Source organism: Bifidobacterium mongoliense DSM 21395 (assembly GCF_000741285.1).
Lineage (GTDB): Bacteria > Actinomycetota > Actinomycetes > Actinomycetales > Bifidobacteriaceae > Bifidobacterium > Bifidobacterium mongoliense.
The window spans coordinates 180,526-205,388 of sequence record NZ_JGZE01000001.1 but is presented as its reverse complement, the minus strand read 5'-3'; the positions used below and the strand labels follow the sequence as shown (position 1 = coordinate 205,388).

The window sequence follows — 24,863 nt, the reverse complement described above, 5'->3', positions numbered from 1 at the left end:
CTCACGATTCCTCCTCGGCCGTGTGGTATCCACGGGGTATGGCGACCAGGCAATACATGAGCATGACCAACGCCAGGCACCACAGCCATGCGTATCGCCATGCGCTCGTCTGCATGGTCAGCTGACGCCGCGTGTCGACGCCAAGCCGCGCATTGTCGCTGATCGCGGTCACGCGGTAGTAGGTGCCGGCCGTTCCCGACACGACGGATTGGACGCCTTCGGATGTGGTGATGTTGGTGGACAGCTCCATGGCGGCGTCACGCTCAGCGGCGTCGGATGCCGGGTCCTCGGCGGATCCGACGACATAGATGCCTCCGAATCCCAAAGAGGCGATGTCGTCGATCGCGTCGGCGTCGGCATGCGCGAGCAGACGTGCGGCGGACAACGCCAACCGATCGCCATGGGCGTCGCGTATACCCGAGGCGAACTGCGCCCGTTGCGCAGGCGAGGCATCGACCAGATCGCCTTTGGCCGTGCGCATCACCGTATAGGACACGGCGGTACGGCTACTGGCCCGCACCGCCAGAATCCGATGCGCCGGGTTCTTCTGAAGATAATCGACCGCCACCATGGGTAATCCCCGCGACCCCGCGGCAACGGACTGCGCCGTCCCGCCCATGAGTCCGAGAACCGCCCACGCGACCGCGCAGACCGCAAGCAGTGCGGTCAATCCGGCCCGCGCCCCACGTACCAACACCAGACGACGGCCTGCAGAGCCGGCGCGCACTTCGTCGCGTTCACTCATCGACAGGGCCAGCGGACGATACCGCGCCACCGCGTCACCCGCCACTTGGCTGGCGCAACAAAGCAGACCCAACATCGCAAGACAGACTCCGGGCTGCACCGATCCGGCGACCGGACCGTCGGCATCCACGGCGATGACGACGCGAGAGGAGACCATGGCCAACACCCCACCGGCCACGACGACCGTCCACATCATCCGAGAGACGCGCAACGCGAACGGAAGCATCAGCGACAGGACGGCCAACACGACGACGACGAGCAATCCCGCGATCGACGCCACGCCCAGCCATTCGGCCCAACCGCGAACGGAGCCCGTCCCACGACCGACAGGAAGGGCCACACGGGCGACGATATCCGCAAGATTGAGCGATCGCGGAGCACCGTTGACCGAAGTCCGCGGCACGGCGATGTCGCCGAAGAGCTGCCGCCACAGCCCGAGCGACCCATACCGTACCGCATTGACGAGCGTGGGCGCCACGACGAAGGCGGAGGGCACGGGAATGAGCAGCAGGGTGGCGCGATGCCGGGGAACCAACACGAGGAAGACGAGAAACGCCGCGACCAGGGGAAGGAACAGTTGCGGCTCGGCCGCCACGGCCGGGACGAAGCACAGGGCCGAGCAACCGGCCGCCTGCACCGATGAACGGGGCGTGACGAGATCCTCGGTATGGTACATGCCCACGGCACGGAATGCGAACGCAAAGGCGGCGGGCAGGAACATCATGACGGTGAGCATGGCCAGGTTCGCCGTATCATACAGCCCCAAACCGAAGGCCAGAGCGGTCCACAGCAACCCGCAGACGACCCTGACGGCATCCGAACGGGTGAAGACCCCGACCAACGCCCAGAAGGACAACGCGCTCAATGGAGCGGAGAGGACGTAGAGCATGGGCAGGGCCGCGGCCACGTGACCCAGCGTGACCACGCCGGCTCCCAACCACACCAACAGCCACGGCGTGGGAGGCGCCGGTATGCCCACCGACATGCCGAACACCCATGGCGTCGTGGCCGAACGCAACAACTGACCGAAACCGGCCGATGTGGGCAACAGCAGACCCGAGGAGAGTGAGCCTCCCGACCACACGCCGCTGAGCACTTCACGGTACCGAAGGGCCAGGGCGACGATGGCGACGGCCATCATGCCGACGGCGGCGGAACCGCGCCGGATGCGCCGACGACGAAGATGCGCCCGCTCCAACGGGCTGAGTATGCGAGTGCCGCGCTGACTGCGCAGCGCCTCGTCACGCTCCCGCCACGACGCGATCTGTCGCCGGCTGGCCACCAGCATCGGCAGACGGCCGATGCCCAGAACCGCCTGACGCCGAATACGCCGTCTCGCGCGCAAGGCCGGCACCAGACCGGCCGGGGCAAGCCACGGCAACCGCAGCGCGCACCACGCCTCATAGGGTTGCTTGGAGAACAACAGTCGGGCAAACGCACCCAGACTGAACAGCACGCTGAACAACCACGCCCACAACCACCTTGTGCGATGCATGTCGGTGTATCGATAGCGTTGCCCGGCGCGCATGCGCTCCATGGTCGTGTTGGCGGGCATCTCGTCGTCGATGGGTTTGCCGGCGTGGGAGCGAACCCCCTCGAACCGCGCTCGCCGATGGGCGATTCTCGCCGCGGGCACCACCACGACCCGTCCGCCGCCCAGGCACACCCTGCGGCAGAAATCCGCCGACTCCCGATAGGTGCCGAACCAGGGATCGGGCCACTCGAACGTGCGTAGCGCCGCCATGGACACCAGCGCACCGGCGAGCGATACCGCATAGACATCGCTGCGGCCATCGTATTGCTCCTGATCGGGTTCGCCGTCGACGACCAGACTCGCGATCCGATGGCGACCGGCATACGAACCCACATCATGCAGGGCCGAACCATCCCAATCCAATTGCTTGCACCCCAGCACCGTGGCGCTCGGGGCATTGCGCCAGGTTTCCAGGAGATGTTCGAAGCACCGCTCATCGGCCGGACGCGCGTCGTCGTGCAGCATCCATAATCCGCGGACGTTATCGTTCACGCGCGCAACGCGCACGGCTTTCCTGACGGCATCGGAGAAGGAGGCGGCCTTGTCGACACCCACCAGGCGTACCGTGACGTCGTACCGTTCGGCGGAGGGTGTGATCAGTCCGTCCTGCATCGCGGGCGTGAACTCGAACGAGGATTGCAGGGGGTGCTTGACGGCACCGGTGCAATCGGCCACCACGATGACCGCCGGCAACACCCGTTGGCCGAATACCGCGGTGAGCGTCGCCGACAGATATCGGCGGTCGTGCTCCACGGTGATGACGGCGGCCATCCCGGCATCCACGGACTGGGGCCGGCCACCGTCGTGGGAGCCGATGGCGCCGGCCACGATCTGCTGCAACTCATCGATATCTGTGGAATTCATACCCCCAGTGTACGCACGGGGTGCCGCAGCCCGCCGCAACTAGGCCGCGGAGCCGTGCTCATGCTTGTACCGCCGTCGTTCGCGTTCACTCATCCCTCCCCAGATGCCGAAACGTTCGTCATGATCGAGAGCCCATTGCAGACACTGCTCACGGACCTCACACCGGGCGCACACCTGTTTCGCGTCCTTGGTCGACCCGCCCTTTTCAGGAAAGAAGACCTCCGGATCGGTCTGCGAACACAGCGCCCGTTGCCTCCATGACTGTCCGGCCGCGTCGCGTACATTCCCCCCACCGCTCGCGCCCAACGTCCCCTTCATCATCCTCTTCGGCACCCCACATGCCCCCTCCTTACCCATCGACCCGATCGATCGCAACCCCCACGACCCCACGGATACCCGTTGATTACACTCAGGCACCGCGCCGTTTGTCAAATCTCATGCGTGTCAATGCTCCGTATGCCCCTGCGCCGAGACGAGCGTCACCGTCGGGTTACGTGAAGAGACTCGTCAGGTATCAACGCTCTCTCAGGAATCGTTAACCTTGTGTCCTAGACTCGAGTGGTTGAGTGAATCATCGTCCCGGCCCCGACACAGCCGGCGGTCGGTGAACGACAGGAAGGCGAAAGCGTGACTTCTCACCGTAATGACGGCAAGCTGCCGAATATCGGCGGATGGCGCACCCCCCGACCACTGCACAGTGCGGGGTACCGGGTGCTGCACCGTCTGCGTTCGGTCACGGCGGCCTCGATCATCGCTGCGCTCACCTTCGCGGGAACCGCCGTGGGCGCGACGTTATTGGAGTTCAACTCGATCGTCAAGGAACAGGGCATCGCGGTCCTGACGCAGAACGGATCCAAGGCCGAGGCCGATCCCGTGGACCCCAACGCCGGCAAACCCATATCCTTCCTCCTGCTCGGACAGGACACCCGCGACGGCGCGGGCAACGCCGCCCTGAGCGGCTCGCACGACAGCGAGGACGCCGGCACGCACCAGTCCGACACCACCATGGTCGTACAGATCAGCGCCGACCGTTCCTACGTCAACATCGTGTCCATTCCGCGCGACTCACTGGTCAACGTCCCCAGTTGCGAGACGCCCAAAGGCACCATTCCCGCGCAGTATGACGTGATGTTCAACTCGATCTTCAACACCGCATGGGACCGGGGCGGCGGACTGGAGGCCGCGGCGAGCTGCACGATGCACGCCGTGAACGCCCTGACCGGCTTGGACCTGCAGCAATTCATCGTGGTGGATTTTGCGGGCCTGCGCGACATGATCGACGCCATCGGCGGGGTGACCATCTGCGTGCCCGAGGACACGAAGGACACCTACACCGACCTCGATCTCAAACGCGGTCTGCGTCACCTGGACGGCACCCACGCCACCATGTACGCCCGCATGAGGCACGGCACCGGCACGGACGGCTCCGACATCATGCGCACCACGCGACAGCAGTACCTCATCAAGCAGTTGGTCAACGAGGCCCGATCGAAGAGTCTGTTCACCAACACCAGCCAGATCTACCAGCTCGGCAAGGCCGCCCTCAAATCACTCAACATGAGCAGCGGTCTGGCGAATCTGCCGGCGCTTGCCGGATTGGCGCTGAGCCTGAAGAACCTCGATACCGCTCACGTCTACGCCCAGACCATCCCCGTGGTTCCCGCGCCCAGCGATCCCGCGGCACGCGTGGTCTGGAGTACGACGGCGGACGAGGTGTGGACCAAGCTGCGCAAGGACAAGGCGTTGACCGAGCACGACCAGGCGGCCCCCACCACCCAGAACGATGCGACGACGAACGACGACCAGCCCTCTCCTTCGGATAGCGAGTCCGCTTCGGCCACCCCGACTCCGACGGCGACCCCTGACCCCAAGACGGGCCTCATCACCCAGCAGGACGGCAGCCTCCTCGATCCGAACACCGGGGGCATCGTCGATCCGCAGAACGGCACGATCCGAGACGCCAACACCGGTCAGTACATCGGCATAGCCGACCGCTACCTCAACGCGACGGTATGTGCCGTTCCTGCGCAGAAGTGAGTCACAGGAGCGCGCCGGCGACCCGGTGACGAGTACAAGAGAGTAGGAACGCGGACAACGGAGGTGGAGATGAGCCAGCAAGGCGAAGATTCCGAGACGCACGGCACCCCTCCGAGCTTCATTCCGGCCAGCACCCGCAGGCGGCGCGCTGCGGGGCCCGCCGCCGATCAGGCGACCGGCGGTTCCACTGTGGACGCAGGACGAGCATCCTCGTCAGCGGCTCAACCACCCCGTTTCACACCGCATCGTGCCGCGGCGTCGCACGTTGGATCCTCGCATGCCGCACCATCACAAGTCGCTGCCTCGAGCCCTCTACCACAGGACGCCCGACGCATGCCGAGCGTGTCGGCATCGCCGCTGAGGCGATCGGCGACCGCTTCGTCACGATCCGCGTCGTCAGCATCCGCATCGCCACAGGGGCGGACCGCGAGCGGCCCGTCCACCCCTTCGAGTTTCACCCCGACATCCCGCGCACGGTCCAGCCAGTCCGATCAGACCCGCGCGCATAGCTACGCCGACAGAGGCGCCGCACGTTCCACCGCAGGACGGACCCGCATCGGAGCCCCCGTGTCGTCCGTCGCGTCATCCCGATCCTCGGCGCCAAGCATGCCGTTGGCCCACTCAGGGGCTACGGCCCGGTCGGTGAAACCCCGCCGGCGCCACCACCGTCTGCTCACGGCATTCATCATTCTTGCCGCGGCCCTCGCGTTGGCCTTATTCGGGGCCTGGAACTGGGTGGACAGCAACCTCAACTCCTCGCAGTGGCTGCCCGGGACCCCCAACACGCCCGGAACATCATGGCTGATCCTGGGTTCCGACGAACGCGACGGCACCACGGGCCAGGACGGCACCACGGGGGCAAGGACCGATACGATTCTGGTCCTCACCAAACCCAATTCGGGCCCCAGCTCACTCATCTCCATTCCGCGTGACTCCCTGGTGCAGGTGGGCCAGGACTACATGAAGATCAACGCCGTCTACCAGATCTCCAAAACCGACCTGGTGAAGCAGGTCGAGACCGTCACCGGGCAACATATCGACCATGTCGCCGAAATCCAGTTCGGCGGATTGAAATCAGTCGTCGACGCCCTGGGCGGCGTCAAGCTGTGCTATGACCACACCGTGGACGACGTCAACTCCGGCATGAAGTGGCAAGCGGGATGCCATGTGGCCAACGGCGACCAGGCCCTGGCCTTCTCCCGCATGCGCTATTCGGATCCCAACGGCGATTTCGGGCGTGCGGCGAGGCAACGCCAGGTGATCGCCGCGATCATGTCGACCGCTGCTTCGGGCTCCACACTCAGCAACTTCGGCAAGACGACGGCCACCGCCGAAGCGGGGTTGCGGGCCATACGAGTCGACGAGCACACGACGCCGTACACCTTGGCCACCATGGCCATGGCCTTCCGTTCCGCGACGGGCGGCTCGGGCGTGACCGGCAGCCTGTATTGGAAGGACGCCGGATACTACGTCGACGGCGTGGGATCATGCGTACTCCTCGATACGGCGAAAAACCATGAACTCTTCGCCGCACTGGGCCGGGGCGAGCACAAGGCCGGCACCGTGGGCACGTTGGCCGAAGCCAACCAGCAGCAGTAACCCTCCCCCGTTGCGTCTCGAGGATGCCACGGAGCGAGACACGCGGACCGACCGCCTCCGACCACACCCGGTCCGCCTGGCCGGCCACCGCCGGGTATGAGGCGAAGATGGCTGCATGGATACCAGTGCGACACCACACCCCCGTCGGCGCACGAGACGTGGAGCCCGGGCCACACCGAGACCACGCAGGCGTCGAATCCCTGCATGGTCGAACATCGCGGATCTCCTGCAGTTCATCCTCCCGATGATTGCCCAGGCAGTGATGGCCATCGTCCTCATCGTCGCGGGGCAATGGCTGTTCGCCATGATGATCGGTTCCGGTATGCTCGGCATGGCGATACCGCTCATCTCGCGTGTGATGCGCGATCGGGCCAGCCGAAGGACCGAAGCCGCCCGCACCGAGACAGACCCCCCACCCAACAACGCGACCGCCGTCAATGCCCTGGACAGCCCACACCTGGAGGCGCTGCTCAATCTCGACGCCGATGACGACCCGTTGCTCTGGCGCGACCTCATACGGCATTGGCTCGGCCCGCGGACGCTCGCGGTCCCGGTCGCGGTGAGCCGTCATGGGCCGTTCACCCTGGATTTGCATCGACAAGGGCCCCACGCGGTGGTGGCCGGCACCACCGGATCGGGGAAATCCGTGCTGCTACAAAGCTGGTGCATGGCCCTGGCGACGCTGAATCCGCCGGATCGAGTGCGTTTCGTCTTCCTCGATTTCAAGGGCGGCTCCACCTTCCAACCGTTGGCCGCGCTTCCCCATGTCGTGGGTAACGTCTGTGATCTCAACCTGGCACACGCCGCACGGGCCCTGCTCGCCCTCGAATGCGAGCTCACCCGTCGGGAGCGACGGCTCGTCGACGAAGAGGTGAGCCACATCGACGGCCTCCGGGAAGCCGAGCCCGAACTCATCGTGGTCATCGACGAGTTTCACGCCCTCAAGGACCAGTTGCCCGACTACATCGGCCGTCTCATTCGCGTGGCGTCGCTCGGCAGATCACTCGGCATGCACATCATCGCCTGCACGCAGAACCCGATTGGGCAGATCAATGCGGACATGAAGGCGAACATGTCGCTCAAACTCTGCCTTCGCGTCCTGGATGCGATGCAATCCCATGAGATGCTGGGCGACGCATGCGCCGGACTGCTCAGCCCCCAGACCCCCGGAGCCGCCTTCTGCTCCGACGGCGAGGGGATGACCGGCATACGCTGCTGCGCGATCCGAAACCCCACGCCGCTGCTCAGGGCCGTTGCGCTCGCCCATCGATTCATGGATCTGCCGACGGTCGAACCGCTGTTCACCGCGCCCCTGCCCACATCCATCACACGCGACGCCGCATTCGAGCGTACGGGCGCCGATGACCGGACCCGGGCGGCGGGGCGTGAAGGAACGCCAGCCGGGGCGGAACGGCGCGATCCCTCGAACACGACCGAGCCTGAGGGCAGAAGGCCGATGCCGTCACCGCCCTTCGCCCTCGGGGATGACGGCGTTACATGGTTCCTCGCCACTCTGCCCACGCATCACGGCAACGTCGCCATCATCGGGCCGCACGGTCGAGGCAAAAGCACCCTGCTGCACCGTCTCGACGCGGAACTGCGCCGGTACGGCATCATCCCAGACTGGCCGATGCGCGAGAGCCCTCCGGTCGACTCCGACCAACCACGCCACGACGCCCCTGCCGTGTTCGGAAACCTCCCCCATCACGATGACCGAGAGAACCACCCCGACACCCCGGGGAACCGCGCCCCGGATACGCGGCGGATATGGTTGGTCGACGACGCCGACGAGCTGCTCGACCCCCTGTCTGCGCAGCCTCGGGCCCATGCCCTCCAGGAGGCGTTGCGCAAGCCCGGCATCACGGTCATCTTCGCCGCGCGCACCTCACGTCACGTCCGCATACCCGATCATTGCTCGACCCGCGTGGTGTTCACCACCGGGGACCGGGCGACCGACCTGTCCGATGGCATACCGTCATCGCTGCTCGGCACGCTGGGCACCGAAGGCCATAGGACCCCGGGAGGGCGGTGTTCCTGCACGAGGGCGCAAGCCATGCCATACAATGCTTCTCCTGATCCCGCATACCGCGCGGAAGGAACGAGGTGGGGGAAATTACCCGAGAACCCTTGAAAAGTCGGGTCGTTCGTGGTTACCTGATATCTGAAACAGATAGACGCATGCCCCATGACACATGGCAGCATCACCTCGTTGTGGATTCGGTGCCGGGCACCGGTCGCGGCATCGTGATCGAGTGGCGAGGGCATGGCGGCGAGATGGAAAGGCGATTTCATGAGCACTGCGTTTGATTGGCGCGCGAAGGCCGCATGCCGCGACAAGGATCCGGAACTCTTCTTCCCGGTGGGCAATACCGGAGCCGCATACCAGCAGATCGAAGAGGCGAAGGCCGTATGCCGCACGTGCAAGGTCATCGACGCCTGCCTGAAGTGCGCACTCGACACCAACCAGGACTATGGCGTCTGGGGTGGACTGAGCGAGGATGAGCGTCGTGCCCTCAAGCGCCGCGCGATGCGTGCCCGGCGCTCGCAGAGCATGCAGGTGCAGCACATCTGACGTTCGACCGGGCCTTCGGCCCCACACCCGACATATGACTGTGGCGGGATTGACTGTGGCGGGATTTCGCATAGCGAGATCCCGCCACAGTCATAACCACTCACGAATCGAACGCGTGGCGAGTCGAACGCCGGATCCACTCACTCCCTGCCGTCGCCCTACCCCTCGTCCGACCCGTCGCCCATGTCCTCATCCTGGGCCGCGCGCAGCTTCATGTCGAGAATCACCTTGGTGCCCCCCTCGTGCCGGGGTTCCCAATGCACCGTACCGCCGAAATCATTCGTGACGAAGGTGTTGATGATCTGCGTGCCCAGACCGGACCCTGAGGATCGCGCCATGCCGTGGTCCTCCTCAGTGTCCAGCCCCGAACCGTCATCCTCGACGACGACGTTGAGGTTATTGCCCCCACGCCCCACCGAGATGCGGATATGACCCTTCTTGCGGCCCTCGAATCCGTGTTCCACCGCGTTGGTGATCAATTCGGTGAGCACCAACGACAACGGCGTCGCATCCTGTGCCGGCATCATGCCAAAGGATCCGATGTACTCGATGTCGATCCGCTGGTCACGCATCGTGGCCAGATCCACGCTCATCTTGAGCAGGTTCGAAATCACCTTGTCGTAATCGACCATTTCGTCGGCGGTCTGGCTCAGACCCTCATGAACCATCGCGATGGTCTGCACGCGGCGCTGCGCCTCCGCCAGCTCCTGTTTCACCTCGGCGGACTTGGTTTTGCGAGCCTGCAGTCTGAGCAGTGCGGAAACCGCTTGCAGATTGTTCTTCACCCGATGGTGGATCTCGGAAATGGTCGCGTCCTTGGTTTGCAGCTCACGGTCTCGACGACGAAGCTCGGTCACGTCACGGCACAGGATCAACGCGCCGTTGCGGCCGGTCTCACCGTACAGGGGCAGGGATCGCATGGATGCCACGGAACGATTGGCGTCCAGTTCCGAATCCACGGCCGCCTTGCCGGAGAGCAACAGGGGGAACGCTTCGGGCACCGGCGCCTTCGCCCTGAGCAGCTGCGTGCCGATCTCGCTGAGGTACTGCCCCTGCATCGTGGTCACCGCACCCAGACGTCGGAAGCAGCTGATCGCGTTCGGCGAGGAATACCGCACCACACCATCCGCGGTGAGCAGGATGAAACCGTCCGACACGCGGGCGTTGTGCCGTTGGTTCTGCACGGGGTCATCATACGGGAACTGCCCACGGGCGATCATCTCGAAGAGCTGCTTGCCGGCGTTGATGCTTTCGGACTCGTACCGCCCATTCGACTCCCGGGTCGACAGGTTGGTCTCGCGGACCACCACGCCGAGCACCTTGCCGCGGTGCGCGACAGGCGCATACACGTTGCAGACGGTGACCCGTCCCACGTCATGCAACACCGTCGACCGCACGACGCCCGTCGACTCCATGGCGTCGTGGATCTCGCCCACCAGATCGGGACGGACCTCCATGCCCACGACATCCTCGATACGCAGGGTCATCACGGTGGATGGCCGGCACTGCTCGGCGATGACGTACCTGCCATCACCGGTCTGCAACACGAGGAGCAGATCGGCGAAGCTCAGGTCGGCGATGACCTGCCAATCCGCGACGAGATGGTGCAGCCATTGGCGGTCGTCGTCGTCGAAATCGGGTCGGGTTGCGAGGATATGCGTGAAATCAGCCATGACCACCATCATACGCAGGGTGACGCTCGCCATGCGGCCCTGTGAACATTCCCGCATACGCATGGCAGAGGATTATGTTACGATAACGTAAGTTACGTTTGCGTAGGCTTGAGAGGACCGCTCATATGCACGACACCGACGAGATCAGGCAATCCGAAATTCAGGAGGATGTCGAACAGACACGTCTGCACGCACGCCAGGCCGAGGCCGCCCTCGTCCGGGCGCGTGCCCGGAACAAGGCGGACATCATCCGCCGCCGGGCCGAACGACGAGCCTCCGCGCTGATCGCCACAGGCGAAACCAAGGCACGACTCGTTGAGCTCGGCCAGAAGCACCGCGTACGCCTTGACGTCCACGGCCGGCCGAAGCCCTTGCTGCGGGGATGGATACACGCCGTGGCGACGCCTTTGGCGCTGGCCGCGGGCATCGTGCTCATCTGTCTGGCGCACGGTACCGGTCTCAAATGGGCCTGCGCCGTATTCATGACCTGCTCGCTTATCCTCTTCGGGAATTCCGCGGCCTACCATCTGGGCGACTGGTCCCCCACGGTCACCGACGTGCTGCGTCGAATCGACCATGCCAACATCTTCCTGCTGATCGCCGGCACCTACACGCCCGTATCCTTCGCCCTGTCACCGTTCTGGAGCACCTCCATCATCGTCGGCATGTGGTCCTGCACCCTGGTGGCGCTCATCATCCACGTGATCTGGATCAACGCCCCGCGCTGGCTCGTCGTGCTCGTCTACATCATCTTCGGCGTGTCCGGACTGGGATTCATGAAGCTCTTCTGGGACTCCCCCGCCGCCGGCCCCACCGTGGTCACGCTGATCGCCGCCGGTGGCGCATGCTACATTCTGGGGGCCATCGTCTACGCGACCCGCACGCCCGATCCATGGCCGAAGGTCTTCGGATTCCACGAGATCTTCCATCTGGGCACGGTGGCGGGGTACGCCTGCCACATGGTCGCCATCTACATGGTCATCGTCAATCTGTGGGCGCTCGCCTGAGCGATAGAAAGGCGGGGTCGTATGCCCAATCGCATACGACCCCGCCCCATCACTGCGTACGACCCACATCCCCTACTGCAAGGGACGCGCGTCCTTGACCGTAACCTTGATCTCACGGCCATTGGGAGCGTGATAACTCACCACGTCGCCCGTCTTGGCGCCCATGATCGCCGATCCAATCGGCGACTCGGGACTGATGACATCGTGGTCGGTCGCCACGGTCAAATCCCTGGATCCCAGCACGTACACCATCTCACGGCCCGCGAGGTCCAGCGTCACGAGCGACCCGTTGCCCACGGTGCCGGCGTCGGGCGCCTTGAGGATCTTGGCGTTGCGCAGTTTCACGATGAGCTCGTTGATGCGCCCCTCGTTCTTGCCCTGCTCCTCGCGCGCGGCCTGATAGCCGCCGTTTTCGGACAGATCACCCTCCGCACGCGCCGTCGCGATGCGCTCGGTGATCTCGTCGCGGTACTCCCCCTCACGATGCGCGAGCTCGCCCTTCATCTTGTCGTATGCCTCCTGCGTCAGCAGGATCGTCTTCTCCTCGGCCATACATGCCTCCCTGACCTTATCCAACGCAACGCCGGCACATATCGCGCCGACGCCGCCCCATTACCATATTCGCGTCGTCATGCCCGACGTCGAACACCGTCATATCATATGACCGGCATCCGGCGCACGTGGTCGGCGGGCGTCGCGGCCACGACCGCGCCCACCTCCATGCGCTTGGCGACGTAACCGGGATGATAGATCTCATGGACCTCACCGGTGGCCAGCCCGATCTGGTTGCCGTAGGAGGAGTATCCCTGCGCGGCGGTGGTGACGATCTTGCGCTGGGGGAGCTTGCCCTCGAGCGTCGTGTCGACCGGCACCGTGGGGTCGCCCGCGCCGGTGACGCGCATGGCCTGATAGACATAGGAACGGCCCGAGAGGGGGTCGCGGATGCAGCCGCCGATGCAGGTCGCGGCGCCGCCGAAGGGTTCGATCTCGGTGGGGTGGTTGTGCGTCTCGTTCTTGAACAGGAAGAGCCAGTCCTCGTCGTGGCCGTCCACGTCGACCGTGATCTTGACCGTGCAGGCGTTGATCTCCTCGGATTCGTCCAGTCCGGTCAGCCGTCCCTTGGATGCCAGCCATTTGGCGCCGATCGTGGCCATGTCCATCAGGCATACGGGCCGGTTCTCGCGGCCGAGTTCGCGCCGCATCGCCAGATAGCGGTCGAACGCCTCGCGCACAGCCGCGTCGTCGATGGCGACCTCGTCGAGTTCGGTGCCGAAGGTCGTGTGGCGGCAATGGTCTGACCAATAGGTGTCGATCACTTTGATTTCGGTGATGGTGGGCTCGCGTCCCTCATCCGTGAAGTGGCGCTGGCAGAACCGGGCGTCGGCCAGATCCATCGCCAGACCCCGCTCCTTGATCAGCCGCGACAGACCTGCGTCATCCAGTGCCGTGAAATCGGTGAGCACCTCCACGTCCGATGGTGTGGGAGCCGTGGTGTGCAGGGTGGTGACCGACTTGAGTGAGGCCTCTCGGGCCTCCACCGGGTTGATCACGTAGCGTTTGATCGACTCGACATCCGATGCGCTGAGCGCGCCGCGAAGCATGTAGACCGTGGCGGTGCGCACGGCGGGCCGCTCACCCTGCGAGATGAGTTGGATGCATTCGCTCGCCGAATCCGCGCGCTGGTCGAACTGCCCGGGCAGGTACTCCACAGCGAACACCGTGGCCCCGTCGTCGGCGGGCAGGGTCTCGTAGGTCAGGTCGACGGGCGGCTCGCTGAACACCGTGGGCGTGGCGGCGGCGAAGAGCCGATCGTCGATGCCTTCGACGTCGTACCGGTTGAGCATGCGCAACCCGGTGAGGGATGTGACGCCCAGGATGTCCGTGAGTTCGGTGCGTAGCTGCTCGGCCTGGATGTCGAATCCCGGTCGTTTCTCGACATAGATGCGGAAGACCACTGTTGCTCCTACCTGGTTGACGCCCGGTGAATCCACCTGGAGCGCACTGTGTGTGTGACGAAGGGTGTGTGTGACGAACGGTGAGGAAAAAGGGGAGGGGACGCACGAGGGAATGACCGAGAGGTGCGGAAAGCCTGGGCCACATGACGACGCCCGCATCCACGGGTGGTGGATGCGGGCGTCATACGGTTATTCGATGGTGGCCAGTCCCTCGTGTTTGGCGAGACTGAGGAGGCGGGTGTGAATCTCCTCGTAGGCCGGGATGATGCTGCCCAGATCACGTCGGAACAGATCCTTGTCGAGGTGCTCGACCGTACCGCTGTGGTCCTTCTTATCCCACAGGCGGCAGGTGTCCGGGGTGATCTCGTCGGCGAGCAGGATACGGCCGCCGCTGGTGCGGCCCTCCTCGATCTTGAAGTCGACGAGCTCGACGTCGATGGCGGCGAAGATGTCGAGCAGGGCGTCGTTGACGGCCCGGGCCTGGCGGGAGATCTCGTCGAGGGCCTCGCGGTCGGCGAGTTTGAGCGCCAGGATGCCGTCGTCGTTGATGAACGGATCGTTGAGCGGGTCGGACTTGAGGCAGAACTCCAGGATGGGGTTGGCCAGCGGGGTGCCTTCCTTGATGCCGTAACGCGCCGCGAACGATCCGGCCGCGACGTTGCGCATGATGATCTCGAGCGGGAACATCGTCATCTTGCGCACGAGCTGCTCGGTGTCCGAGAGGCGCTTGATGAAATGACTGTCGACGCCACGCGCCTTGAGCAATTCGAAGACGAGTGAGGTGATGCGGTTGTTCAGCGCACCCTTGCCTTCGATCTGGGCCTTCTTGGCGCCGTTGCCGGCGGTGGCCTGATTCATGTATTCGACCCAGAGCACATCCGGATCATCGGTTGCGTACATCTTCTTGGCCTTGCCCTTGTAGAGCTGTTCCAGTTTCTCCATCGATCGCCTTCCTGTGCAACACAGAGATGGAATTCGGGGGTGAACTACGTGCTTAGGATAACAACCACGGGTTACATTGGATTGACGGCGGCGACGACAGGTGGCGCGCGGTGACGGGTCGCGCACGGTGTCCCATGCGGCTCGGGTGCGGCGAGGGCAGCGTCGGGTAGGTCACCGCGCAGTGTGCATCACTTCGATGATGCGACGGTCGGCGGGTCGACATCGATATCCAGCGCATCGGCGACCCGGCCGGCCCGGTTCCGGGCGTCGGCGACATCAGCGCCCACGGCCAGGGCAACCGCCATGCGCCGGTGACCGTGGACGGCCGGCTTGTTGAAGATGCGCAGATCGGTGCCGGGCTCGGCAAGCGCGCGTTCGACAACGGTGAACACGACCTCTCCTTCACCCTGCACGACGATGGCGTGGCTCGCCGCCACCTCTCCCGGTTGCAGGATGAGGGAGGTATGACCGTCGGTGACGGGCAGTCCAAGCACGGCACGGGCGTGCAGGTCGAATTCGCTCAGGCGCTGCGAGGCCATCGTCACCATGCCGGTGTCGTGCGGACGGGGGGATACTTCGTTGAACAACACGCTGCCGTCGGTGAGCTCGAAGAGCTCCACACCGAAGACGCCCCATCCGAGTTCGCCGGACCGGCCTGCTTCGTCGCGCATGCCGAGCACCACATCCCGAGCGATGTCTCGGCACGTTTCCAGCGTCTTGTCGTCGATCGCGGCGGGTTGCCAGGATTCACGATAATCGCCGTGGTCCTGCACCTGGCCGATGGGGGAGCAGGTGACGACGCCCGCGGACGAGCATACGGTGAGCACCGTCAGTTCGTAGGCCAACGGGGCCAAGGCTTCGACGATCACACGTGAGACCTCACCGCCGTGTGCGGCACGACGGCCGGTCTGCGCCTCGGTCCAAGCGGCTTCGAGCAGTTCGGGTGATCGCACGACGGATTGACCGTGCCCCGACGAGCTCATGATCGGCTTGACGACGCAGGGGTACCCGACGGTCTCGGCACCCTCGCGCAGCTCGGCGAGGGATCCGGCGAACCGGTACGGGGTGGTGGGCAGACCCAGCCGTTCATGAGCGAAGACGCGCAGGCGCTCGCGGTCCATGCAGATGGCGGCGATGCCGGAGCTGGGCACCACCTGGATGCCGGCGGTGGCCGCCTTGGCCAGTTCGGACGTGGCGATGGCCTCGACCTCGGGAATGATGATGTCGGGCTTGATGCGCGCGATGAGTTCGTCGAGCAGATCGGGCTGGCTCATGTCGAGCACGACGTGCTCGTGGGAGAGCTGCGCCGCGGGTGCGCCTTCGTAACTGTCCGCCGCGCACACCCACGCACCGAGGCGCATGAGCGCGATGGTGACCTCCCGGCCCAGTTCCCCGGCGCCGAGCAACAGCACGCGGGTTCGGCGCTGACCCAACGGCGTGCCCAACGCATGGGAGGGTACGGCCCCGTTCATACGGGTCGAAGAGGCCGAGTCGTGGGCAGGGGTCGAACCGGGGGAGGAGGTGGAGGGAAGAGTGGATTCGGGCTGCGATGACAAGGGCGAAGTGGTCATACCACCATTGTGCCATCGAGGCACTACTCAGGATCCGGTGCCTTGGCCTTGTGTCCGACTATGGCGCCAAGGGCTCCTGTTGTCATATGAGGCGCCATTGCGACAAAGCGCCGCTCAGCAAGATGTGACCGCTCATCGTGGCCCGTAATACAGCCAACCGACTCGATTGCAACAGAGTGTCGCTCAGCAGGGCGTACTCGCAAGCGGGCGCCGCTAGAGCAGGGCGATGAGTTGATCCGTGTGCTCGTCGGTGGTGGCCCAACTGGTGCAGATGCGCATCACATCATGATCATCGTCGACGCGCAGCATGAAGCCCATGCCCACCTGGTGGGAGAGCCGATCGATGGTCGCGTGGTCCATCGTCACCAGGATCTGGTTCGTGCTCGCCTCATTGGCCAACCGATAGCCCTTGGCCTTCAGCGCCGCCCGGATCTTGCCCGCCTCCTCGTTCGCGTGGTGGGAGATCGAGAGGTACAGGTCGTCGGTGAACAGGGTGTCGAATTGCAGGCCGAGCAGCCAACCTTTGGCCAGCAGCGCGCCGCGGCGTTTGATCATGGTCAGGAAATGCTTCGGGGCGGGCGTGTGCGTGAAGACCACCGCCTCGCCGAACAGCGCCCCCACCTTGGTGCCGCCGATGGTGAACACGTCGGTGAGGCGGGCGATGTCGGCCAGGTCGGGGTCCGCATCCGGGGCCGTGAGCCCATACCCCAGCCTCGCGCCATCGAGCACGAGCGGCAGATGGTATTCCCTGCAGACCTTGGAGAGCTCTTCGAGTTCGGCCGCCGAATACAGGGTGCCGTATTCCGTCGGATGCGAAATATAGACGGCGCCGGGGCAGACCATATGCTCATGGTTGGCGTCGGCGAAGAACCCCTCGCACCAACGGCTCACGTCGGCCGCCGAGAGCTTGCCGTCGTGGCCGGGGATCGCGAGCACCTTGCGTCCGGTGGATTCGATGGCCCCCGCCTCGTGGACGTTGATGTGGCCGTTGTCGGCGCACAGGATGCCCGCATAGGGCGGGGCGACCGCATCGAGGATGTTCTGGTTGGTCTGGGTGCCCCCGACCAGGAACCATACGTCCGCGTCGGGTGTACCGCAGGCCTTGCGAATCCTGTCTTTCGCGCTCGCGCAGTAGTGGTCCGAACCGTAGCCGGGCAGCTGCTCCATGTTGGTTTCCGAGAGGCGTCGCAGAATGGCCGGGTGAGCGCCTTCGCTGTAATCGTTGACGAATGAGAGCATGACAATCCTTATATATGGGATCGCTGTGTTGCGACCGGTGTGTACGTGATTGCTGTGTGGGTGATCGTTATGGGTACTGCCGTCATATATACCACGGTCCGGTGCGTCGGGTTCGTTACGCCGTTGCCGTGCGAGCGCCCGATATACGCGTTCCCTATAATGGGGCCATGACTCGAGCATTGCTTATCATCGACGTACAGAACGACTTCACGGAGGGCGGTGCGCTCGGCGTTACCGGCGGCCATGCCGTCGCCGAGGGCATCACCCGGTTCCTCGCCGACCATGCGGGAGATTACGCGGCGGTGATCGCTTCGCGCGATTGGCATGATGCCGACTCCGACAACGGCGGACACTTCGCCCACGGCGCCCCCGACTTCGTGCATACCTGGCCCGTGCACTGCGTGGCCGGCACCCACGGTGCCCAATATGATCCGGGGTTCCATACGCGGGCCGTCACCAATCAGATCTTCAAGGGGCAGGGGGTGCCCGCGTATTCCCTCTTCGAGGGCACCGCCGAGGATGGCGCCACCGTCGAACAGCTGCTGCACCGGGCGGGCGTCGATGCCGTCGACGTGGCGGGCATCGCCACCGACTACTGCGTGCGGGCCTCGGTACTCGACGCACTGAAACTCGGCTTCTCGGTGCGTGTGCTGCGTGATCTCGTGGCGGGAGTGGCGCCCGACTCGTCGCGGGCGGCCCTCAAGGAGATGGCTGCGGCTGGCGCTGAACTGGTTGCGTGAGCGTGGTGATGTTGAGCTCGAGGCTCTACCGGGATAGGGGCAACGCCTACAGCTCAGATGGCAGTGGATTGGCCTATGCAGATACGGGGGAGAGACCGTGTCGGAGAAAAGCCACGATTTGTCTCGTCGACAGATCCAGGTCGATTGATGGGCGAGCGCCTCATCGGGGTCGCGGCAATCCGCTGTAAGCACCACGGGAAGGGCATGGCTGATAATTGCCGCCGCTGTATACCTGATGATTTGCGAGACCGGCCAGTTCACGAGCTGCCCATTGCGCTGATAACGGGAGAAAATCGCGGTGAATTGCTTCTCGACTCCCCGGAGGGACTCAGAGATTCTGGCCAGCAACGCTTCGGCCTCCGATTGATTGTTGAACGCCCCTGCTAGGAGAATACGAACGAGCTTTCTATTGGTCACCACCAACTCGAGACGATCCCGAACCACGAAACTCAGGTAATCATTGAAGTCCGGAAGTTGTTGGGCATGCACGGTGTTGGTGAATTCAATGGCCATCCGAGGGATGATTTCGTCGATGAATGGAGTGATGAGGGCTTCGAGGATGTCATGCTTGGTGGCGAATCTCTTATAGACGGTTCCCTGGGAGACGTGCGCCAGCTCCGCGATTTCCTGTGTTGTGGTGCGGTCGTACCCTTTGTCGGAGAAAAGGGTCAGGCTGGCTTGCAGCACGGCTTTCTGCTTTGCGGAGAGGTCGGAGGAGTGCAAGGTCTGCATGAACATGTCCTCGACCGAACTGCTGTTGTCCATCAATTCCCCCTGAGAAGCATTTGAGATATGCGGTATGGTTCGGAGCCGTGTCACCGCCCAGTGCTGGGGGATGTTCTCAGATCCGACGGTATTTTCGCATCGCCAGTATGTTCAACCCGAGAAATACCAGGATAAATGTTAGAAGCACGCCAAGATTTGGCGCTATCTGAGCAAGATTGGCGCCTTTCTCCACAACATCGCTCATTGCACGCGACCCCCAATACAAGGGTGTGACATGGGCGATTGTTCGTAGCCAACCGGGCATCGAGGCCACTGGGATAATTCCCGAGAAGAATATCTGGGGGATGACGACGATGGGGATGAACTGCATCATCTGGAACTCGGTCGCGGCAAAGGCCGATACCAGTAGACCGAGGGTGAGCGCGGTGCCTGCAATCATGAGGTTCAGCAGCAGGACATTCCACACATTGCCGAGTATCTGCGTCTTGAATACCACGATGGTATAGCCGACTACCACAGCGGTCTGCACGATGGCCACAATGCCGTAACCGATGGGGTATCCGTTGACGATCTCATGTCTGCGAATTGGTGTGGCGAGTAAACGCGCCAGCGTTCCGGTGGCTCGTTCATGTAGTAGGGAGATGCCTGAGATGAGAAACACAAAGAAGAAGATGACGAAGCCCATCATAATCGGCACTAGGGTGTCGAAGAAGGTGGAATGCTTGCTGCCATACAGATAGTCCACCGTGACCGAGGATGGTGTTGTCGCCATGGAAGGTCGGTTTGTTGGCTCTCCGCCCTTAGCATCAATCGAAGCTTGCGGCAGACCCGTCGATGTGCCCGTTCTTCCTCCGCTGAGGGTTTGGAGTCGTGAGGTGAGTGCCGCCACAGTGCTTTCGAGCTGTGTGAGTGCGGCTGCTTGTGAGGCGATGGTGGCTGAGGCGGCTTTACCGGAGAGTTCGGCCTGAGCGGCTTTAAGGCTTTCGAGAATTAAGCCGCTTTGGGCTTCGTCGGCTCCGGCGAGGGTGAGATGTAGAGAACCGTCATTCTGACAGAGGAAGCCGGCGTAATCGTTATCGCGTATGATGCGTTCGGTGTAGTTGCTGCTTTGGTCCGTTGTTTGGCGTTCTGGGATTTTGTGGATATGCAGGCCATCCACCTGCATGGCGGACACCAGGTCGTCATCTACCGACTGCACGGCTAGGTCTGCGCTCGTATTACCGGCTCCTTGGAACAGGAAGTACAGCAAAGTGAGAATCAGCAAAGGTGCGGCGAACATCAGGGCCAATGTTCGCTTGTCCCGCAAGAGTTCCGTCAATATCCTTCTAATCATTGCTATGGTTCGCATCTTGTTCCTTTCCCGCTTCGATGAAAGCATCCTCGATGCTTGTTGCTTGATAGAGATTCTTGACGGCTGTGGGGGATCCTTGGGCGATTGCTCGGCCCTGTCGGATCATCAGCAAGGTGTCCGTCTGCGCGGCATCTGCCATCACATGCGTGGTGAGGAGGATGGAGCGGCCTTGATCCGCGATGCGGTGTAGCTCGTTCCACAGTTCTCGACGCAGCTGCGGATCTATGCCCACAGTGGGTTCGTCGAGGATGAGTATCGGGGGGTCGCCGATGAGTGCGATCGCCATCGATAGGCGTCGTTTCATACCTCCCGAGTAATGCGACACTCTGTTGCTCAGCGCGTGGTCAAGATGGACGACGCTGGCCGCGCGCAGTGCGGCATCGTTGAAATGCTTCCCGCGCACATGCTGCAGGGACGCGAAGAATCTCAGATTCTCCAAACCGCTCAGGTTGGTGTACAGCGCGTCGGTCTGGGCCATGAACCCGATGTTGCCGAGCATGGTGCGGTCCGGCATGGGGGTGCCGAGCACTTGCACCGTACCTGATTTCGGGGGCATCATACCCACGATGGTGCTGATCAACGTGATTTTGCCTGAACCGCTCGGTCTGATAAGGGCAACGATTTCGCCATGGCGGACCTCGCAATCGATGTTCCGTAGTATGACCCTTTTCCCGTAGCCCTGGACCAAATGCGAAACCTTGATGGTCGGGGATTCGAGGGTGTGCGGCATGGTGCCTTTCGTCAATGTTGCCTCCTAGGTACGTCGAATGACTCGGGACGGGCAATGGGCTCGTAGTGAGATCATGTAGTGAGTGACTACTCACTCAATGCTACCATGCATGATGCGGTAAGCACAATCGAGTCGCTGCCATGAGGATGGTGAACGGCAAACGGGTGAACGGGGCACGGGGTGAACGGGGCACGGGGTGAACGGCATAGGGTTCGAATGGGTCCGGGTTGGCTCCTGTAGCTGTCACGTTGCTGCAATGATGGAATGGTGGCCCGGGCATTCCCTGGATTTCGAAAACCGTATCGGGGTTGAACCGGCGTGGCATACTTCAAGAACACGTATCGATTACAGACATGTATCCGGCCTGGCACGCGACTCCTCTCGGATGATCCTCAGGGGGAGTGGCGGACGACGGTGTTGGGTCGGTCATGTGATTGCGATTCCCTGAGTTGGTGATCGTTTGATAGCGGTGCGTATGCGTGCGGTACCGTCCGTAGGGGGGTGAGGAGATATTCGCGGAGGCGGATTTGGTCGGTGAGTCGCGTGGGGTCGTCTTCGTCACGAGTGCATACTCGCGCGGATTGTATGTGAATCCCGGCCCCGGCTCACGTTCGGTGAAGCAATGCCGAACTTCTGCTGCGCATCTTGGCGTACATGTGGTAGGTATACGCATAGGGCACACATGGGGCACACAAGTGGGGGAGTTTGGCAACGGCGAGTGCATGAGAAAACCCCTGCAGGCCTTGCGGCTGTAGGGGCTTCGAGAGGGGTGGATAACGCGGTTCGAACGCGCGACCTTCTGAACCACAATTATGGGATATACTGATTCTGGGCACCGCCGTTCCAACGATTCGGACTTGAAAACGTTGGAATTCCAACGTTTCTGAATATCCGGTATGGTAATCACCCGGCAATGACATGGCAATCGTTTGGTGTACACTTGGTGTACACCTAAACCGACGGGAGGGCGTCATGACGAGAAGCGCCACGGGTCGATACAGGGCGAGGAAATACACCGACCGGCACGGCAACGTCCGCTGGCGGGCGCAGGTCGCCATCGGCCTGTACCCCAACGGCGAGCAGCGCAAGAGGACCGTCACCGCATCGACCTACCGCGAATGTCAATCCAAACTCGAGGACCTCCTCAGGCGGATCAGGGCCACGGGCGTCGAATCGCAGGCGCATGTGAAGCTTGGCGAGTACGCCGAGGGGTGGCTCGAGCACAAGCGGCATGACATCGATCCGAAGAGCTACGCCATGTACAAGACGGTCATCGACCGGCATCTGGGGGAGTACGGCAACACGGCACTCGAGAGGATCGTGCCCAGCACCGTGCGCTCCATCCTCGAGCACGCCCGATCCTATACGCAGAAGGGCGAGGCGAAGGGGCCGGCGGGTATCAGCCTGAAACGTCAGATACGCACCTGCCTCAACCAGATCATGCAGGCCGCCTACGCCGACCGGATCATACCCTCCAATCCCGTGCTCGCCGTGAGGACCCCGCAGCGCAAGGATTCGGGCACCGGCCGTGGCGCGTTCAGCGTCCCCGAACTCAAGGAGATGTTGAGGATCGCCGCGGGATACGAGGACACGGCGCTTGGTGCCCGCATGTGGTTCCGGCTCCTGACCGGCATGCGTCAGGGGGAGATACTCGGCGCGACGTGGAAGTCGTACAATCCTCGCACCTCCATGTACACGGTCGATTGGAAGCTGCAGACCGTGCCCCGCGACCACGGGTGCGGCACTTCCATCGACGGCGAATACCCATGCGGGAAACACAAGGGGGGCTTGTGCCCGAAGGCCGTGTGGCGCGTGCCAGACGGTTACGACATGGTCGCGCTCAACGGGTCCAACGCGCTCACGCGACCCAAGTCGCGGACGGGCAGGATCGTGCCCATCGTGCCACCCTTGCAACAGGTGCTCGCCATGTACCGGAAGCGGGATACAGGCAGCGTGTACGGTCTCATGTTCCACGATGCGGACGGCAACCCCATCGACCCCAAGAGCGACATGCGCGAGTTCCGCCAGCTCATGACCGACGCGGGTATGGACGCCGCCGGCCATGTGGGTCACGAGAGCCGTCATGCCATCGTGACCCTGCTCGCCGCCCAGGGCGTCGACTTCCAGCTCATCAGGGAGATCGTCGGACACAGCTCCGATGCGATGGTCGAACACTACCGCCACGCCGACAACGCCGAACGGTTGAAGGCCATGGAGACTCTCGACACATCGCTCAACCTGTCACAGATCGAATGAGAATAAGACATTGCCACCACAGCGGGCTACACACATTGGAATCCACAAGCGTTGTCGGAGATCACAGGACGCACGGCATTGAGTGTGGAAGGGGTATGACTTTGTGTGGTTTCATATAGCAATTCGGGAGTGTCGGGAAGCCTATTAGTCGTCATATCAGTGTTGTATATGATATATACACATGTTGTGCACAGAGTTATGCACAATATGCATTAGGAAAGTTGAAGCGAGAGGAGCGAGCTATGACGAGTGTATTTGATGTGGCTGCGTATATTCTCAAGAAAAAACATTCCATGACGACGATGAAGCTTCAGAAACTGTGCTACTACTCTCAGGCATGGTCGCTCGTCTGGGATGAAAAGCCTCTTTTCCCTGAAGAGATTCAAGCGTGGGCAAATGGTCCGGTTTGCCCAGACCTGTACCATCAGCATAAGGGCCTCTTCAAAATCTGTGATGGCGACATCAACGGTGATGCATCAAAACTTGACGCTACCCAACAAGCTACAGTGAATGGGGTGCTGTCATTCTACGGCGACATGGGTGCATATGAACTAAGCCAGTTGACTCATCATGAGGCACCCTGGAAGAATGCTAGGAACGGTCTGCCGTCCGGAGTCAGCTCATCTGCAGAAATCAAAAATGCAGACATCGCGGAATACTATGGCGGTTTGACCGACTAAGAGCGACCATGGGACATAAAGGTAAGGATAAGGTTCGGCATCCTAAGAAATCTGTTAATGCGTCTATACTTCAATCATTCACGGTTCCCGAATCAGCGAGAGAGGAACCTAAATCCTATGTTGTTCCGAGTTCTGCTAGGGAAATTGCACAGGACCCACGGAAAAAGTATCTGGTATTTAGGTTTGACTGCATAGACATGGAAGATGACTGTCCTTGGTCATTGAAACGTATGAGTGAGCCCGAGCATGGCCTTCTCCTTGAAAAGCTCAAGGATTTTGAAACTCTTACCGTTGGTGAGCTATTAGGAGACTATGACGCATTCAAGCTTTATCAAGATTTCACGTTGTGCCCAAACCAAGAGCCTGTCAGCAGACTTGGGCACTACTATTCTAGGAAGGGAGATGCGATCGCTCGGTTTAGACTTGGAGGCAGGGAGCGTCTCTACGGCTTCTTAACGGATAATGAATTTCACATTGTATGGTGGGATGCCAAACATCAAATATGGCCTTCGGCCAAGAAAAACACCTAGCAACCATTTTCGTCCCGTCCTTGTTCCGGGCTTTTTCGTATATGGAAAAGCCCCGCCGAAGCGGGGCTGGTGAATCCGAAGATCAATCGTTGAGATGCTGAATGGCGTAAAAG

General features: G+C 62.5%; 17 protein-coding genes and 3 pseudogenes. 9 read left to right on the top strand and 11 right to left on the bottom strand.

What is annotated here, in order from left to right; translation table 11 throughout:
• Position 1: 1 nt before the first annotated feature.
• Both BMON_RS00900 and BMON_RS00895 read right to left on the bottom strand, forming a co-directional pair.
• Positions 2-3,142, bottom strand: coding sequence for a glycosyltransferase family 2 protein (locus BMON_RS00900; RefSeq protein WP_033511063.1), 3,141 nt, complete (start codon positions 3,140-3,142; stop codon positions 2-4).
• A gap of 39 nt (positions 3,143-3,181) precedes the next feature.
• Positions 3,182-3,482 (bottom strand): annotated as a pseudogene (locus tag BMON_RS00895) (WhiB family transcriptional regulator).
• 287 nt (positions 3,483-3,769) lie between these two features.
• Between BMON_RS00895 and BMON_RS00890 the strand changes: the two are divergent.
• The 4 genes from BMON_RS00890 to BMON_RS00875 all read left to right on the top strand — a co-directional run bounded on the left by BMON_RS00890 (position 3,770) and on the right by BMON_RS00875 (position 9,350).
• Positions 3,770-5,179 carry an LCP family protein gene (locus BMON_RS00890; RefSeq protein WP_081882727.1) on the top strand — a complete coding sequence of 470 codons (1,410 nt, stop codon included), beginning with the start codon at positions 3,770-3,772 and terminating at the stop codon, positions 5,177-5,179.
• Positions 5,180-5,785: 606 nt separating this feature from the next.
• Entirely contained in the window at positions 5,786-6,778 is a 993-nt protein-coding gene (locus BMON_RS10290; RefSeq protein ID WP_051917690.1) for an LCP family protein, read from the top strand.
• 115 nt (positions 6,779-6,893) lie between these two features.
• A complete protein-coding gene (locus BMON_RS00880) occupies positions 6,894-8,909 on the top strand; it encodes an FtsK/SpoIIIE domain-containing protein (protein WP_081882725.1) in 2,016 nt (671 codons plus the stop codon).
• A gap of 159 nt (positions 8,910-9,068) precedes the next feature.
• Positions 9,069-9,350: a WhiB family transcriptional regulator gene (locus BMON_RS00875; protein ID WP_033511295.1), complete on the top strand. Its 282-nt coding sequence runs from the start codon at positions 9,069-9,071 to the stop codon at positions 9,348-9,350.
• Positions 9,351-9,508: 158 nt separating this feature from the next.
• On the opposite strand, the gene BMON_RS00870 is transcribed toward BMON_RS00875, so the two are convergent.
• Positions 9,509-11,023, bottom strand: coding sequence for a sensor histidine kinase (locus tag BMON_RS00870; protein ID WP_051917725.1), 1,515 nt, complete (start codon positions 11,021-11,023; stop codon positions 9,509-9,511).
• 125 nt (positions 11,024-11,148) lie between these two features.
• On the opposite strand from BMON_RS00870, the gene trhA reads away from it, so the two are divergent.
• A complete protein-coding gene (trhA, locus tag BMON_RS00865; protein ID WP_033511068.1) occupies positions 11,149-12,030 on the top strand; it encodes a PAQR family membrane homeostasis protein TrhA in 882 nt (293 codons plus the stop codon).
• A gap of 72 nt (positions 12,031-12,102) precedes the next feature.
• Here trhA and BMON_RS00860 read toward each other — a convergent pair whose 3' ends face one another.
• The 5 genes and pseudogenes from BMON_RS00860 to BMON_RS00840 all read right to left on the bottom strand — a co-directional run bounded on the left by BMON_RS00860 (position 12,103) and on the right by BMON_RS00840 (position 17,737).
• A complete protein-coding gene (locus BMON_RS00860) occupies positions 12,103-12,582 on the bottom strand; it encodes a GreA/GreB family elongation factor (RefSeq protein WP_033511069.1) in 480 nt (159 codons plus the stop codon).
• A 119-nt stretch (positions 12,583-12,701) separates the two neighbouring features.
• Positions 12,702-13,985, bottom strand: a pseudogene (locus BMON_RS00855) (phosphoribosylformylglycinamidine synthase); the annotation flags it as partial.
• Between the two features lie 189 nt (positions 13,986-14,174).
• Entirely contained in the window at positions 14,175-14,927 is a 753-nt protein-coding gene (gene purC / locus BMON_RS00850) for a phosphoribosylaminoimidazolesuccinocarboxamide synthase (protein WP_033513591.1), read from the bottom strand.
• Between the two features lie 188 nt (positions 14,928-15,115).
• A complete protein-coding gene (purT, locus tag BMON_RS00845) occupies positions 15,116-16,498 on the bottom strand; it encodes a formate-dependent phosphoribosylglycinamide formyltransferase (protein WP_081882724.1) in 1,383 nt (460 codons plus the stop codon).
• 213 nt (positions 16,499-16,711) lie between these two features.
• Positions 16,712-17,737 carry a threonine aldolase family protein gene (locus BMON_RS00840; RefSeq protein ID WP_033513593.1) on the bottom strand — a complete coding sequence of 342 codons (1,026 nt, stop codon included), beginning with the start codon at positions 17,735-17,737 and terminating at the stop codon, positions 16,712-16,714.
• Positions 17,738-17,904: 167 nt separating this feature from the next.
• Here BMON_RS00840 and BMON_RS00835 point away from each other — a divergent pair, with 167 nt between their 5' ends.
• Positions 17,905-18,477 (top strand): isochorismatase family protein, encoded by a 573-nt coding sequence (locus BMON_RS00835; RefSeq protein ID WP_033513595.1) that lies wholly within the window; start codon positions 17,905-17,907, stop codon positions 18,475-18,477.
• Between the two features lie 606 nt (positions 18,478-19,083).
• On the opposite strand, the pseudogene BMON_RS10615 reads toward BMON_RS00835, so the two are convergent.
• The 3 genes and pseudogenes from BMON_RS10615 to BMON_RS00825 form a co-directional block, all read right to left on the bottom strand.
• A pseudogene (locus tag BMON_RS10615) lies at positions 19,084-19,209 on the bottom strand (TetR family transcriptional regulator); the annotation flags it as partial.
• Between the two features lie 109 nt (positions 19,210-19,318).
• Entirely contained in the window at positions 19,319-20,551 is a 1,233-nt protein-coding gene (locus BMON_RS00830) for an ABC transporter permease (RefSeq protein WP_033513597.1), read from the bottom strand.
• The gene (locus BMON_RS00825) at positions 20,529-21,299 is read right to left on the bottom strand and encodes an ABC transporter ATP-binding protein (RefSeq protein WP_202805423.1); all 771 of its coding nucleotides are present in this window, start codon (positions 21,297-21,299) and stop codon (positions 20,529-20,531) included. Before BMON_RS00825 ends, BMON_RS00830 begins: the two co-directional genes overlap by 23 nt.
• A gap of 957 nt (positions 21,300-22,256) precedes the next feature.
• On the opposite strand from BMON_RS00825, the gene BMON_RS00820 reads away from it, so the two are divergent.
• From BMON_RS00820 to BMON_RS00810, 3 genes are all read left to right on the top strand, one after another.
• On the top strand, positions 22,257-23,540 hold the full coding sequence (locus BMON_RS00820; protein ID WP_033513498.1) for a tyrosine-type recombinase/integrase: 1,284 nt from the start codon (positions 22,257-22,259) through the stop codon (positions 23,538-23,540).
• Between the two features lie 242 nt (positions 23,541-23,782).
• A complete protein-coding gene (locus tag BMON_RS00815; protein WP_033513497.1) occupies positions 23,783-24,220 on the top strand; it encodes a Panacea domain-containing protein in 438 nt (145 codons plus the stop codon).
• A gap of 8 nt (positions 24,221-24,228) precedes the next feature.
• Entirely contained in the window at positions 24,229-24,750 is a 522-nt protein-coding gene (locus tag BMON_RS00810) for a hypothetical protein (protein WP_033513495.1), read from the top strand.
• Positions 24,751-24,863: the final 113 nt, after the last annotated feature.

Excerpts from the sequence above, each read along its gene's own strand:
- trhA (WP_033511068.1), top strand. The coding sequence starts at position 11,149 with ATGCACGACACCGACGAGATCAGGCAATCCGAAATTCAGGAGGATGTC.
- BMON_RS00815 (WP_033513497.1), top strand. The coding sequence starts at position 23,783 with ATGACGAGTGTATTTGATGTGGCTGCGTATATTCTCAAGAAAAAACAT.
- BMON_RS00875 (WP_033511295.1), top strand. The coding sequence starts at position 9,069 with ATGAGCACTGCGTTTGATTGGCGCGCGAAGGCCGCATGCCGCGACAAG.
- BMON_RS00810 (WP_033513495.1), top strand. The coding sequence starts at position 24,229 with ATGGGACATAAAGGTAAGGATAAGGTTCGGCATCCTAAGAAATCTGTT.
- BMON_RS00840 (WP_033513593.1), bottom strand. The coding sequence starts at position 17,737 with ATGCTCTCATTCGTCAACGATTACAGCGAAGGCGCTCACCCGGCCATT.
- purC (WP_033513591.1), bottom strand. The coding sequence starts at position 14,927 with ATGGAGAAACTGGAACAGCTCTACAAGGGCAAGGCCAAGAAGATGTAC.
- BMON_RS00820 (WP_033513498.1), top strand. The coding sequence starts at position 22,257 with ATGACGAGAAGCGCCACGGGTCGATACAGGGCGAGGAAATACACCGAC.
- BMON_RS00870 (WP_051917725.1), bottom strand. The coding sequence starts at position 11,023 with ATGGCTGATTTCACGCATATCCTCGCAACCCGACCCGATTTCGACGAC.
- purT (WP_081882724.1), bottom strand. The coding sequence starts at position 16,498 with ATGACCACTTCGCCCTTGTCATCGCAGCCCGAATCCACTCTTCCCTCC.
- BMON_RS10290 (WP_051917690.1), top strand. The coding sequence starts at position 5,786 with ATGCCGTTGGCCCACTCAGGGGCTACGGCCCGGTCGGTGAAACCCCGC.
- BMON_RS00860 (WP_033511069.1), bottom strand. The coding sequence starts at position 12,582 with ATGGCCGAGGAGAAGACGATCCTGCTGACGCAGGAGGCATACGACAAG.
- BMON_RS00880 (WP_081882725.1), top strand. The coding sequence starts at position 6,894 with ATGGATACCAGTGCGACACCACACCCCCGTCGGCGCACGAGACGTGGA.
- BMON_RS00835 (WP_033513595.1), top strand. The coding sequence starts at position 17,905 with ATGACTCGAGCATTGCTTATCATCGACGTACAGAACGACTTCACGGAG.
- BMON_RS00900 (WP_033511063.1), bottom strand. The coding sequence starts at position 3,142 with ATGAATTCCACAGATATCGATGAGTTGCAGCAGATCGTGGCCGGCGCC.
- BMON_RS00830 (WP_033513597.1), bottom strand. The coding sequence starts at position 20,551 with ATGCGAACCATAGCAATGATTAGAAGGATATTGACGGAACTCTTGCGG.